This window comes from Shewanella sp. HL-SH2 (genome assembly GCF_051164935.1).
GTDB classification, from domain to species: domain Bacteria; phylum Pseudomonadota; class Gammaproteobacteria; order Enterobacterales; family Shewanellaceae; genus Shewanella; species Shewanella glacialimarina.
On sequence record NZ_CP195035.1, the window covers coordinates 3,189,648 to 3,203,293 of the forward strand.

The following is a 13,646-nucleotide window of genomic DNA, read 5'->3' on the forward strand; positions in this document are numbered from 1 at the left end:
ACAAGCCATTAAACCACATATATTAATCTATCAATGATATTGATCTTTTTATTTTACAAAGACTATTAGGGGCTTATTCTTTAATGAAATACTCACTAAAACAAATAATGGTGTTTGACGCAGTAGCTAGTTTAGAGAGTGTTAGCGCCGCAGCCCGAAAACTGTCGATGACTCAATCAGCGGTTAGTATGTCACTTGGACAATTAGAAAACCTATTGGACCGCCCCTTATTTATCCGCCAAGGTAATCGCCTTACCCTGAGCCATTGGGGAAATTGGTTACGCCCCAAAGCAAGAAAGCTGCTTCAAGACGCCCAACAAATAGAGTTAGGGCTACACGAACAGCATCTTATCAGCGGAATATTCCGGTTATGTTCAAGCCAAACAGCAGCTGAACATCTACTTCCAGAACTTATCAGTAAAATTGATACTGACTTCCCAGAGCTTAGAATTGCTCTCACTGTGGAAAATACTGAACATGTAGTAGAAGGCTTACTTAATTATCAATATGACTTTGGCATTATTGAAGGCCGCTATGATGACAGTAGACTCCACCAAGAGCAGTGGTTAAATGACCATTTAGTCGTGGTTGCCTCGCCCCATCATCCTTATGCGCGTTATGAAACCACCAGCGTTTCTCAGCTAGAGCAGGCTAAGTGGGTACTTCGTGAGCAAGGAGCTGGCACACGACGGATTTTTGAAGGTGCAATTCATGGGGTAATTGAAACACTCAACGTATGGAAAGAGTATGAACATGTTTCCTTACTAAAGGCGCTGGTTAAAAATGGACCCTATTTAAGTAGTTTGCCATTCTTAGATGTCGAAAAAGAGGTCTCTGATGGTGATCTTGTTATTCTATCGACACCACAACTTAATATGCATCGTCACCTGTCATTTGTGTGGCGCTGTGATGCGGGAGAGAACCCATTGAGGGACTGTGTGATTACCCAAGCTCGAAAAATGAGTAAACATCGTCAGAACCATAAACTTTATAAATAATGTGAGTTTGTACAAATAATAAATGAGACCTTAGCCCCATTTATTATATTAACCATCGCGCACCTCATAGGGCCCACCCAAAGCCCAGGTTAACAATGTAGAGTTCACAATATAAGATTAACAAGAATAAACAGTCGAGATTTTCGCAGCGATGGCCTCTCTTGAAATGATACCAATTAACTTACCTTGAGCCACTACGGGGAAGCTGCTTGGTTTACTGGCATAGGCATGGCGTAAACGCTCCTCATAGCAGGCAAAAGTACTACCAGTAAATATCCCCATATCATTAACAGGAAATAGTTTATTTCTATCCACGACCATTAATTCAATTAAATCTGTAATGGTGTCATTTGGTGCGACAGTTAGCACTTTTTTTTGCATTAAGTCCGCCACTTTATATGATATATCGCGCATATACTCTTGTGACCATAAACTGCGTAATAGATCCTGCTGCGACACAAAGCCAATAAGCCGCCGCTGACTGTCAATAACGGCGGCCCCGCGCTCACCTTTATCAGACAAAAGCTTAAGCCCTTCATATACTGATAATTCTGCCGTTAAGGTAAATGGGGCAGTATTCATGACTTGACTAACAAGTAGTTGTTTAATCAATTTTGGCATAGATATTTCTCCAGAAGACATTGCGGATAAAATTTGCGGTTCAGTTAATGTTGATAACGTAGAGTTGTGTAAATTTAATGAGTGAGATAATGACAAAACACAATCAGCTAACGCTGGTGTTGCGGTATGAAGCGTTTTTTTATGGGGAGCTGCCCCTTCGATAAGCCAATAACCTAGACCAACTATGACTCCTCCCCCGACAATATTACCCAGCGTCACTGGAATTAAATTATTGACAATAAAATGACTCAAGGTTAAATCACTAAACTGGGCAGCTGTTAAGCCGGCAACAGCAAAATACTCAGCTGAAGCAAAGTGAGTAATCGCAATACCCAGAGGCACCATAAACAAATTAGCAATACTGTGTTCAAAGCCGCTACTAACAAACATCGCCACGGGTAGAATCAATAATAATGCCTTGGTTAGTGCATCTTTCGTCACAAAGGTCATCCAAATTCCTAAGCACACGAGTAGGTTGCACAATACGCCCAGCGCAAAAGCTTGCCCCCAACTATGGTGTAATTTATGCTGAGCAATATTTAGTGCATTAACTCCCCAGTCCCCACCGTCTAGCTCATACATTTTTGCAATCATAATTAAAGCAACCATCAGTAGTGCTCCTATTAAGTTGCCAAAATAAACCCTTGCCCAACACACCATTAGCTCCTTAGTGCTAACTAACTTTTGGGCCCAGGCAAGACTAACTAATACCGAGCTGGTAAATAATTCACCACCGCAAATAACGACTAGAATTAGCCCTAAACTGAAAACCAAGCCACCAACTAATCGAGTTTCACCCCATGAGCCAGTTGTTCCAGTGGTGACAGTGATATAAAACACAAAGGCTACTGCGATAAAGACTCCTGCAAAAGTCGATAAGCCTAAAGACTGCCATGCTGATTTGCTGACTTTCTCCATTCCATAGTCTTCTGCTTGCTGATACATATTTGCTTCAATATAACTCGACGTAGTTTGCGCATTATTGGTATTTATATACTCAATAGGCTGATTATGATTTGGGGCCTGCCCCATCGATGCAGCTGAGCTAGACCAAAAGGAGTTCATAAATTGACTCCTTGTTGCCGTAAAAATAATTGAGCTGGATTATTAGACATTTGCCCTCCAATGCTTAGACGGTGTAACTAACTTTGATGACACTGACCGTATCTCGATTGAGAGCAAAATAAAATCTGATAATAATGATTGTATGTATCAATAATATTGATGCATACATTATCAACAACCACAGACAACATAAGTGTTAGCCATTGTTTTATAACGATTATTAGATTAAACCGGCCTATCCATACATTAATAGCATCATTAATTGACTAAGCTCAAGATATTCTGTCATTCACTAAATTGCTTGTAAGGTAAGTCGTTCGAATTCACTGTGATTTAACTGCAACATGCACGTCTGATTTAATATTCACTGCACCAGTTCACGACAAACTGTTAGCTGTGTCTCAAATCAATAAATCAGTAGCGTCAAGTTTATTGATACATAATGCTTGCGCAACTTTGCTATGTTAAAATCCAATAGGTAAATTGGTCTTACCAATAAAATTCAATTTAAGGCTTACTACCCGCTCATCATGACGGTTATAAATTTACGATGATGGGCAAGTTTTTCACATTTAAATGACGACATTTCAGCCAAGTGATTGGGTCGATTCTATGTATTTTGTTGAAGTGATCATTAATAGGTAAACACTTTACCCTTTTCAGAGAAAAAAATTATGTCAGAAACAGTCAAAAGCAATGATATGGAAGCCTCTGAGTTAACTTATAAAGAGCTTCACCGTCCCGCGTCAGAGTTTAATAGCCGTGAAGAGTATTTAGATCATGAATTAAAGATTATGAAACCTAAGCGCTGGGGGCTCAATTTACCCGGTAGAGATTTTCGTTTTGAATGGGAGGATTTAGTACCAGCTATCGCTGGCACTATTGGTATAACAGTAATGTATTCAGCCGTCATGGCGGCTTGGGCATCAGGCTTAACAGAACGTTGGGACCATATTAACTTAGGCGCAGAATTCGCCATTCAAGTTGTTCGAGTAGAAATGCTCATTCCTGCGTTACTCTTTTGTATTATCAGTTCTGGATTTATTAACCCTCGTGCTAATTTGGCTGGTAATCATGGGCCGATGATCCCTTTAATTGGGGCAATTGCCTTAGCTGGAGCTCACCCACTTGCTTTAGCTATTTTACTGGGGATATTTGGTCTGCTGCTGAGTTACTTTAAAGGCGGTTCTAAATTAGTTAACCTCACCTCAAGCGGCGTCGCGGGTGGCTTGCTGGTATTTCTGGGGTTTATGGGCGCAAAAAGCCAAATCAGCTCTTTATTTGAATGGGCTGGCGAATTACAAACAAAGCATCAACTCGATTACAGTTTAGGTTATGTTGCTTTCTTTATTCTATTAGCCAATGTTATTTTATATGCTTACCTAGCAAAAGTGGGTAAACGTTGGCTAGCCATTCCGTTATGTTCCATCTCTGCCATTGCACTTGCATTTGGTCTAGGAGCAGGATTAGATTTACAGTTTGTGACAGAACCTGGCATTCCAAATCTTAATCCTGTTTATTGGTGGGGGTCAACCGAACATGGCTGGCAGTTAGGCTTACCCAATACGGCACACTTTATCGCTTCATTACCTTTTGCCATTTTAGCCGTTGCAATGTGGTCACCTGATTTCCTTGGCCATCGTATTTTCCAAGAACTGAATTATCCAAAAGGTTCTGAAAAAGTGCTAATGGATGTGGATGACACCATGACGACTTGTTCACTTCGTCAAATCGTCGGCACTGCTGTCGGTGGCGGTAATATTACCTCCTCTTGGGGGACTTATATGATCCCCGCTGCCATTGCTAAACGCCCTATCCCTGCTGGCGCAATTCTATTAGGTATTCTATGCATTATTGTGGCGATAATCGGTTATCCAATGGATGTCACCGTTTGGCGTCCCGTCATGTCCATTGCTTTATTGGTGGGGGTATTTTTACCTCTGTTAGAGGCTGGTATGCAAATGGTTAAAGACACACAAAACAGTCAGGCCGCAGGCATCTGTATTTTTGCGGCTTTTGTTGCCAACCCCGTACTAGCGTGGGCTTTAACCATGTTTCTGGATAATAATGGGCTTATTGGTGATAAAGAAAGAGCTAAGAGTTTATCGGTTACTGATCGTCTAATTATACCTGGACTTGCTTTTATCATCTGCTTAGCAGCTATGTTAGCGGTAGGCATGATTCAAGGTATTCCCGCTTTGTTATAAGCTATCTATTCACTAAGCAGCTTAGTGGTGCAATCTACCAAAAGAGAGCAGATGCTCTCTTTTTTATTTCTCCAACCGTTGGCTAACCTTAATATACTCAAAGATTGTTAATCATAGGCGGCATAACTTCATTACAATATCTATTATTAATACGAGTTAAAATTGGCAAACTAAGTAATTTTAAGACTGCTACAGAGAGTCAAACAAGCAAAAAATGATAGCTAGTTAACAGTTTTAAATATAGGCCAACTGATTTTAATGCGGTTGCTATATAGGTATGATAATATCATTAGGTAAATTGGTCTTACCAATATTGAAGTAAATTTTTATAAATGATTTTTTTGACGTCCTCAAAGTTATAATCAGCACGTTCATTTGACGTCAATTAATCCATGTGGCTATTGTGGTTGTTTGTGAATTGACCATTCAACTATGCAGCCTAAAAGAATTTCTGAGCCTGTTAGCCTAGCTATTTAACTCATTAAAAAAGCTAAATAGCATAACAGAGTGACATACCGATTCATTAAGTTTAAAGGTAAAATGACATGACTGATAAAACAACGGTTTTTGCAAATGCGTGGAATAACTTTGTCGCCGGTGACTGGAAAACACAAGTCAACGTTCGAGATTTTATTCAGCGTAACTATACTCCTTATGAAGGTGACGAATCCTTTCTAGCCGATGCCACCGACGCGACTTTATCTTTGTGGGATAAAGTAATGGAAGGTATCAAGCAAGAAAACACCACTCATGCCCCGATAGATTTTGACACAAAAATGGTGTCAACTATCACCTCTCACGATGCCGGTTACATTAATCAAGAACTTGAAACCATAGTAGGCTTACAGACAGATGCCCCACTTAAACGTGCCATGTTACCTAATGGCGGCATTCGTATGGTTGAAGGCTCATGTAAAGCTTATGACCGCGAATTAGACAGTGATATTAACTACATTTATTCAGAGCTACGTAAAACCCACAATCAAGGTGTATTTGATGTTTACACCCCTGAAATTATGGCTTGTCGTAAATCTGGCATATTAACTGGCTTACCTGATGCTTATGGCCGTGGCCGCATCATTGGTGATTACCGTCGTATTGCCTTATACGGTATCGACTATTTAATGCAAGACAAGCTTGCCCAGTTCACGTCTCTACAAGCACAAATGGAAGCGGGTGACGATCTCAATAACGTTATCCAGCTCCGCGAAGAAATATCTGAACAATATCGTGCATTAACGCAAATGAAAGTGATGGCCGCTAAGTATGGCTTTGATATTTCAGTACCCGCCTCGTCAGCGAAAGAAGCTATTCAGTGGACCTATTTTGGTTATTTAGCCGCAGTTAAGAGCCAAAATGGTGCGGCAATGTCTTTAGGGCGTACCTCATCATTTCTAGATATCTTTATTGAACGTGATATCAAAAATGGCATCATTACTGAACAACAAGCTCAGGAAATGGTTGACCATTTTGTGATGAAACTGCGTATGGTTCGTTTTTTACGTACCCCTGAATACGATGAACTATTCTCTGGCGACCCTATTTGGGCAACAGAATCTATCGCAGGTATGGGTGTAGACGGTCGTACTTTAGTGACTAAATCAAGTTTCCGTTTCTTACATACTCTATACAATATGGGCCCAAGCCCTGAGCCAAATATCACCGTATTGTGGTCAACAAAATTGCCACAGGGCTTTAAAAGTTATTGCGCAAAAGTCACTATCGATACCAGCTCAATCCAGTATGAAAATGATGACTTAATGCGCCCAGATTTCCAATCGGACGATTATGCTATTGCCTGTTGTGTTAGCCCTATGATTGTCGGTAAACACATGCAGTTTTTCGGTGCTCGCGCTAACTTAGCCAAAACTATGCTTTATGCTATTAATGGCGGCGTTGACGAAAAGCTTAAAAAACAAATTGCCCCAAAAACCGCTGCAATTACTGACACAGTGCTAGATTTTGATGATGTGATGGCGCGTTTAGATTCGCAAATGGATTGGTTAGCGACCCAATATGTCACCGCACTTAATAGCATTCACTTTATGCACGATAAGTATTCTTATGAAGCTGCGTTAATGGCATTACACGACCGTGATGTTCGTCGTACTATGGCCTGTGGTATTGCCGGTTTATCGATTGCAGCTGATTCACTTTCAGCGATTAAATATGCCAAAGTAAAACCTATTCGTGATGAAAGTGGTATTGCCGTCGATTTTGATATCGAAGGTGATTATCCAAAATTTGGTAACAATGACTCACGCGTAGATGATATTGCCTGTGACTTAGTTGAGCGTTTTATGGCGAAAATTCGCGATAAAAAAATGTATCGCAATGCGATACCTACTCAATCAATTTTAACCATTACCTCTAACGTGGTTTATGGTAAGAAAACCGGTAACACGCCAGATGGCCGCCGCTCTGGTGCGCCTTTTGCGCCAGGTGCCAACCCAATGCATGGTCGTGATGAAAATGGCGCTATTGCATCATTAACCTCTGTGGGCAAGCTACCCTTTGAGCACGCACAAGACGGTATTTCTTATACCTTCTCTATTGTGCCCAATGCGCTAGGTAAAGAAGATAGTACGCGTCGCAATAACCTTGCAGCATTGATGGATGGCTACTTCATGCACAATGATCATCAACAAGGTGGTCAACATTTGAACGTTAACGTGATGAACCGTGAAATGCTTGAAGATGCGATTATCAATCCAGACAAGTATCCACAGCTCACCATTCGAGTGTCTGGTTACGCAGTGCGTTTTAATGCCCTTACCACAGAGCAACAACAAGACGTTATCACCAGAACCTTCACTAAAGGTTTATAAACTCTGCTAAAATTAGCTGTATCGAATATTCGATGCAGCTTTTTTATTGAACATTGGTTTATTACTCTCATTTTTAAAGGGTGTTAAATGGCAACGGGACGCATCCACTCCATCGAATCATTTGGCACAGTTGACGGTCCAGGTATTCGCTATATTGCTTTTATGCAAGGCTGCCTAATGCGCTGCCAATACTGCCACAACCGTGATACCTGGGACCTAGAGGCGGGTAAGGAAGTCACTGTAAATGAGCTAATGTCGCAAATTATCACCTACCGCCCCTTTTTAGAAGCCAGTGGCGGTGGAGTTACTGCAAGTGGTGGTGAAGCCATTTTGCAGGCCGAATTTGTTGCTGAGCTTTTCAAAGCCTGTAAAGACCAAGCAATTCACACTTGTCTTGATACCAATGGCTTTGTCCGAAAATACGATCCTGTTATCGATGAGTTACTTGATAGCACTGATTTAGTGTTACTCGATATTAAACAAATGGATGACCCAACTCATATTTTGCTCACAAAAGTCAGCAATCAACGCACATTGCAATTTGCTCAGTACCTGGCAACTCGAGGGCAAAAAACCTGGATACGCTATGTGGTGGTCAATGGTTTTACCGATGATATTGAATCGGCAATTAAGTTGGCTGAATTTATCAAGCCCATGACCAATGTGGAAAAAGTAGAATTGTTGCCGTTTCACCAGCTAGGTGAACATAAATGGCAAGCCTATGGCGAAGCATCGCCTCTTGCTAATTTATCACCGCCAAGTGAACAAACCATGTTATCCATTAAACAAGTATTCACTGACCGTGGTATTGAAGCTATTTTTTAATTCGATGCTTGCAGTGTTAGTAATGTTAGCTCATGTAACTTATAGCTCATCCCAATAATGCTTATCCAATCGGTTAAAGGCAATATTAAGTAAGCTAGCAAAATCTAAGTAACACGCTTTGGCACCTAGTGGTTGGCAATTAACGCCCATTTGGTTGAGTTTTTGGCTAAGCTGATTGCTCCAATCAAACAAACTTAATGGCAATGGATGACGCGAACGCCAACCAAGCCAGAGCAAGCCTTGAATAGGTAAACTAATAATAAACAGGGTCATTGCCAAAGTTTGGGGTAAATGATCCCAACCTAAAACATAAATTTGGCTAAATGCAACAAACAAGGCAATAACTGGCATTGCCCAAAAAGCGGTTTGAGTCGCTTTAACGACACGGTATTCGGGAAAATAAAAGCCTAACTGGCGCACCATGGGCCAAGTGGACATGTATTTTTTACCGTCGCGAATGAGCGTGACAACATTGAGTACCAAAGAGAATTACCTAACATGGTGGAACATGCTTAAACAATAGCATATTGAGTAAGTTTGTCCCAAATAAACAGCCAAAATGATGTTGGCTAACACACGATACCAATGCACTGCCTAACATCGATTATGCGGCGCACTCTTTAAAATTTTTGATTAAGCTTAGTAAGGTCTAATTATGTCAGATAACCTAGTGTCAGATAATTTAGTATTAGTTTTAAACTGCGGCAGTTCATCGCTAAAATTTGCCGTTATTGGCGCACAGTCGGGTGAAGAGCACATTTCAGGTTTAGCGGAATGCTTTGGCCTTGAGGACTCGCGCATTAAATGGAAAGCTCAAGGCGGCAAAAACGAAGCAAAGTTAGGCGCATTTACCGCACATCGTGAAGCCGTTGAATATATTGTTAAAACTATTCTAGCGGGCCATCCAGAATTAGCCGCACAGATTAAAGCCATTGGTCATCGTATTGTTCATGGTGGGGAAAAATTCACTCGTTCAGTGATTATCACTCCTGATGTCATTCAGGGTATTGAAAACTGCGCGTCACTTGCTCCACTTCATAACCCAGCGCACTTAATTGGTATTCGTGCAGCAATGGCATCATTTCCAACACTGCCTCAAGTGGCGGTGTTTGATACCGCATTTCACCAGTCTATGCCTGAAAAAGCCTATATTTATGCTCTTCCATATAAATTGTATCGTGAGCATGGCATTCGTCGCTATGGCATGCATGGTACCAGTCATTTTTATGTCAGTCGTGAAGCGGCAAAAGTATTAAATAAAGACATTGCCGACACCAATGTTATCGTCGCACACTTGGGCAATGGCGCATCGGTTACTGCGATTAAAGGCGGTAAAAGTGTTGATACCTCAATGGGGTTAACCCCACTTGAAGGTCTAGTGATGGGCACACGTTGTGGCGACTTAGACCCATCGATTATTTTTCATTTAGTCAATCAACTCGGATACACCCTAACTGAAGTCAACAACCTGTTAAATAAGCAAAGTGGATTACTGGGGATTTCAGAACTGACTAATGATTGTCGTGGCATTGAAGAAGGCTATCAAGATGGCCACAAAGGCGCGACATTAGCATTAGAGATATTCTGCTATCGTTTAGCCAAGTATATTGCATCATACACTGTGCCACTAGGACGATTAGACGCGATAATTTTTACCGGTGGCATTGGTGAAAACTCTGACTTAATTCGTGCCAAAGTATTGGATTTATTAGCTATATTCAACTTTAAAGTCGATGATACTAAAAACAAAGCTGCTCGTTTCGGCAACGAGGGGATTATTACTGCTGATAACAGCCCTGTGGCGATGGTTATTCCAACTAATGAAGAGTGGGTTATTGCTGAAGATGCGGTTAAATTAATATCAGCTAGATAGACTCGGTTAAAATAAACACAGCTAACATAACACTAAGCAAACTCGGCTTTAAAGGTTTAGCTTTAGTCATTAAGAATTTATTGAGGTTTATATGTCTCGAAATATTATGCTCGTTCCGATCGGTATCGGCGTGGGCTTAACATCACTCAGTTTAGGTATGGTGCGCGCGCTTGAACGTAAGGGCGTAAAAGTACAATTTTTCAAGCCAATTGCACAAATACGCTCTGGCGATAAAGGCCCTGAGCGCTCTACCACCATTTTAAGCAAATCGCCCACCGTTAATCCGTTAGAGCCATTTGGTATGGAGCACGCTGAAGCGTTAATCCGCTCTGAACAAACAGATGTGCTAATGGAGCAAATTATTGCACGGGCATCAGAGTGTGCCGCCAATACTGAAATTATTGTAGTAGAAGGGTTAGTGCCTACCCGCAGCCACCCATTTGCCGATGATATTAACTATGAAATAGCCAAAGCACTTGATGCTGATGTTATTTTCATTGCAACACCAGGTAATGACACCCCTAATGGCTTAATGAACCGCTTAGAAATTGCTTATAACTCATGGGGTGGGGCTAAAAATAAACGCGTAATTGGTTCTATTATTAACAAAATTGGCGCTCCTACCGATAATGAAGGTCGTGCTCGTCCAGACTTGTCTGAAGTATTTGATCATAACAACGTTAAAGTCGGAGATACCGCAGGCATGTTTCAGCTACCAGGAAAAAGCCCACTGCGCATTCTGGGCAGCGTACCATTTAATTTAGATTTGATTTCGCCTCGTGCATCAGATTTAGCAAAACATTTAAATGCCAGAATAATCAATGCGGGTGAAATGCATATTAGACGTATGCGCCGAGTGACCTTCTGTGCCCGTTCAATTCCTAATATGGTAACCCATATTAAGACTAACTCATTATTGGTCACCTCTGGTGATCGATCTGATGTTATCGTCTCGGCCTGTTTAGCGGCAATGAATGGTGTCAAAATTGGTGCATTACTGCTGACCGGTGGCTATGAGCCTGAACCTGAAATTATGAAATTATGCGAACAGGCATTCGAAACAGGTTTACCGGTATTCTTAATTGACAGTAACACCTGGCAAACCTCACTCAACATTCAACGTTTTGATCATGAAGTACCTGTAGACGATGCGGTTCGAGTTGAGAAAGTACAAGAATATGTCGCCAGCCATATCGATCAAAGCTGGATCGAAAGTGTCACTCAGGATTCAACTCGCGAACATCGCTTATCACCGCCCGCTTTCCGTTACAAACTAACCGAATTAGCTCGTGCTGCGCGCAAGAAAATTGTGCTACCTGAAGGCGAAGAGCCACGCACCATTAAAGCTGCGGCTATTTGCGCTGAACGTGGTATTGCCCGTTGTGTATTGTTAGGCAATAGAGAAGAGATTCTTCGTATTGCTTCGGTTCAAGATGTGGTGCTAGGTGAAGGAGTTGAAATTATCGACCCTGAAACCGCACGTGAGAAATACGTCGAACCTATGCTAAACCTTCGTCGCCATAAAGGCTTAACGGAAGTGGTAGCCAGAGAGCAGCTAGAAGATAACATGGTACTCGGTACTATGATGTTGGCTGAAAATGAAGTTGACGGCATTGTATCTGGTGCAATCAATACCACAGCGAATACGATTCGTCCGCCATTGCAGTTGATCAAAACAGCGCCAGGCTCAAGCTTAGTCTCTTCGATATTCTTTATGTTGATGCCAGACCAGGTGCTCGTATACGGCGACTGTGCCATTAATCCAGATCCCAATCCTGAACAGTTGGCAGACATTGCCATTCAATCTGCAGAATCTGCTGCTGCATTTGGTATTGAACCTCGTGTCGCTATGATAAGTTATTCAACCGGGACTTCAGGTACTGGCTCAGATGTTGATAAAGTACGTGAAGCAACACGTATTGCCAAAGAAAAACGTCCCGACCTCATCATTGACGGTCCATTACAATATGATGCCGCGGTAATGCCGAATGTCGCCTTGTCTAAAGCACCTAATAGCCCTGTTGCAGGTAAAGCCACAGTATTTATTTTCCCAGATTTGAATACGGGCAATACAACCTATAAAGCGGTACAGCGTAGTGCCGATCTAGTCAGTATTGGACCAATGTTGCAAGGCATGCGTAAACCTGTAAATGACTTATCTCGCGGCGCATTAGTCGATGATATTGTTTACACTATCGCATTGACGGCTATTCAAGCTGCACAAAATGAAGCTAAAGCTAAATCTTAGCAAACATTCAATTTTATCGCTTCAAAGCTATTATTAAAGCTAACAAAAAAGCACTACTAATAAGCAGTGCTAATAAGCAGTGCTTTTTAATATCTTTTAATAATACGTAAAAGGCACTTTTTAACCAAGAAATATAGCCAAACAAAAACAATGACTTAGGTGATCATCATTAATCCATTCACATACTTGTCCACAGATTCTGTGGATAACCTTTAAGATGTAAAAGTTTACTCGCAGTTATAAATACTGCAATTAAAGGTGAATACATTGTTTACACCAATTCACCATAGCAATTTATAGACTTACCTTGCCAGTGATAATTTAATTATAGATACTATTACCCATTCATTTGGCTAGGTTTTGCACAAACTGCAGGCTTTAGCGGCATTTTAATACTCTAACGGGGTCATACCTTAATGAGTGTCTTTATAGGAACAGCGTATTTTTATGTTTAGATTTGTATTTATTTTTAGCTTGATAGCCTTATTAGGCTGTGAAAAAGTCATTGAAAAAGGCGAACCCCCGCAAACACCTGAAAGCGTCACATTAAGTTTTTTAGAAGCTATCTATAACGAAAGGGACGTAAGTAAAGCGTTACCCTACGTGACACCTGAGTTACGTGAAGTATTAGAACACTATCACATTGCCTCATCAGTACAGCGTCATGTGATGGGATTATCAATGACCGAAGTTAATATGAGCATTGATGAAATCGATATCGATTTTTTTCGTAAGTTTACTGATGAAGTGACCATTATTGTCAAAATGGAAGGACTTAAAGGCGGTAGACCTTGGATCGATGACAGAACACTGCATCTAAAGAAGAAAGGTAAAAAGTGGATTATTGTAGAAGTATTACCAGAGAAAGGCCGTATTAGTGGTTAATAACCTGAGTTTATTATTGTTGCTCGAAGTACACTTAATCGGTGTTCAATCATTATGAACGACAACATACTGCTCACGACCTACAAAAAACTCACC

Annotated in this window: 9 protein-coding genes; 7 read left to right on the top strand and 2 right to left on the bottom strand. The window is 41.1% G+C overall.

Annotation, left to right across the window (positions count from 1 at the left end; all coding sequences use genetic code 11):
* Positions 1–83: 83 nt before the first annotated feature.
* Positions 84–998: a LysR family transcriptional regulator gene (locus ACRWP9_RS13900; RefSeq protein WP_434926497.1), complete on the top strand. Its 915-nt coding sequence runs from the start codon at positions 84–86 to the stop codon at positions 996–998.
* 117 nt (positions 999–1,115) lie between these two features.
* Here ACRWP9_RS13900 and focA read toward each other — a convergent pair whose 3' ends face one another.
* Positions 1,116–2,684, bottom strand: coding sequence for a formate transporter FocA (focA, locus tag ACRWP9_RS13905; protein WP_434926498.1), 1,569 nt, complete (start codon positions 2,682–2,684; stop codon positions 1,116–1,118).
* Positions 2,685–3,358: 674 nt separating this feature from the next.
* Between focA and ACRWP9_RS13910 the strand changes: the two genes are divergently transcribed.
* The 3 genes from ACRWP9_RS13910 (at position 3,359) to pflA (ending at position 8,544) form a co-directional block, all read left to right on the top strand.
* Complete coding sequence (locus ACRWP9_RS13910; RefSeq protein WP_434926499.1) at positions 3,359–4,891, top strand: DUF3360 family protein; 1,533 nt, start codon at positions 3,359–3,361, stop codon at positions 4,889–4,891.
* Between the two features lie 545 nt (positions 4,892–5,436).
* A complete protein-coding gene (gene pflB / locus ACRWP9_RS13915) occupies positions 5,437–7,719 on the top strand; it encodes a formate C-acetyltransferase (protein WP_434926500.1) in 2,283 nt (760 codons plus the stop codon).
* Between the two features lie 87 nt (positions 7,720–7,806).
* Positions 7,807–8,544, top strand: a complete 738-nt coding sequence (pflA, locus tag ACRWP9_RS13920; RefSeq protein WP_434926501.1) for a pyruvate formate lyase 1-activating protein — start codon at positions 7,807–7,809, stop codon at positions 8,542–8,544.
* Positions 8,545–8,583: 39 nt separating this feature from the next.
* Here pflA and yfbV read toward each other — a convergent pair whose 3' ends face one another.
* The gene (yfbV, locus tag ACRWP9_RS13925) at positions 8,584–9,027 is read right to left on the bottom strand and encodes a terminus macrodomain insulation protein YfbV (RefSeq protein WP_434926502.1); all 444 of its coding nucleotides are present in this window, start codon (positions 9,025–9,027) and stop codon (positions 8,584–8,586) included.
* A 187-nt stretch (positions 9,028–9,214) separates the two neighbouring features.
* Between yfbV and ackA the strand changes: the two genes are divergently transcribed.
* The 3 genes from ackA to ACRWP9_RS13940 all read left to right on the top strand — a co-directional run bounded on the left by ackA (position 9,215) and on the right by ACRWP9_RS13940 (position 13,550).
* Positions 9,215–10,417, top strand: coding sequence for an acetate kinase (gene ackA / locus ACRWP9_RS13930; RefSeq protein WP_434929077.1), 1,203 nt, complete (start codon positions 9,215–9,217; stop codon positions 10,415–10,417).
* 91 nt (positions 10,418–10,508) lie between these two features.
* The gene (pta, locus tag ACRWP9_RS13935; RefSeq protein WP_434926503.1) at positions 10,509–12,665 is read left to right on the top strand and encodes a phosphate acetyltransferase; all 2,157 of its coding nucleotides are present in this window, start codon (positions 10,509–10,511) and stop codon (positions 12,663–12,665) included.
* A gap of 447 nt (positions 12,666–13,112) precedes the next feature.
* Complete coding sequence (locus ACRWP9_RS13940; RefSeq protein ID WP_434926504.1) at positions 13,113–13,550, top strand: hypothetical protein; 438 nt, start codon at positions 13,113–13,115, stop codon at positions 13,548–13,550.
* Positions 13,551–13,646 lie beyond the last annotated feature (96 nt).

Coding starts and splice junctions, on each gene's coding strand:
- pflB (WP_434926500.1), top strand. CDS start 5,437: ATGACTGATAAAACAACGGTTTTTGCAAATGCGTGGAATAACTTTGTC.
- pta (WP_434926503.1), top strand. CDS start 10,509: ATGTCTCGAAATATTATGCTCGTTCCGATCGGTATCGGCGTGGGCTTA.
- ACRWP9_RS13900 (WP_434926497.1), top strand. CDS start 84: ATGAAATACTCACTAAAACAAATAATGGTGTTTGACGCAGTAGCTAGT.
- ACRWP9_RS13940 (WP_434926504.1), top strand. CDS start 13,113: ATGTTTAGATTTGTATTTATTTTTAGCTTGATAGCCTTATTAGGCTGT.
- focA (WP_434926498.1), bottom strand. CDS start 2,684: ATGAACTCCTTTTGGTCTAGCTCAGCTGCATCGATGGGGCAGGCCCCA.
- pflA (WP_434926501.1), top strand. CDS start 7,807: ATGGCAACGGGACGCATCCACTCCATCGAATCATTTGGCACAGTTGAC.
- ACRWP9_RS13910 (WP_434926499.1), top strand. CDS start 3,359: ATGTCAGAAACAGTCAAAAGCAATGATATGGAAGCCTCTGAGTTAACT.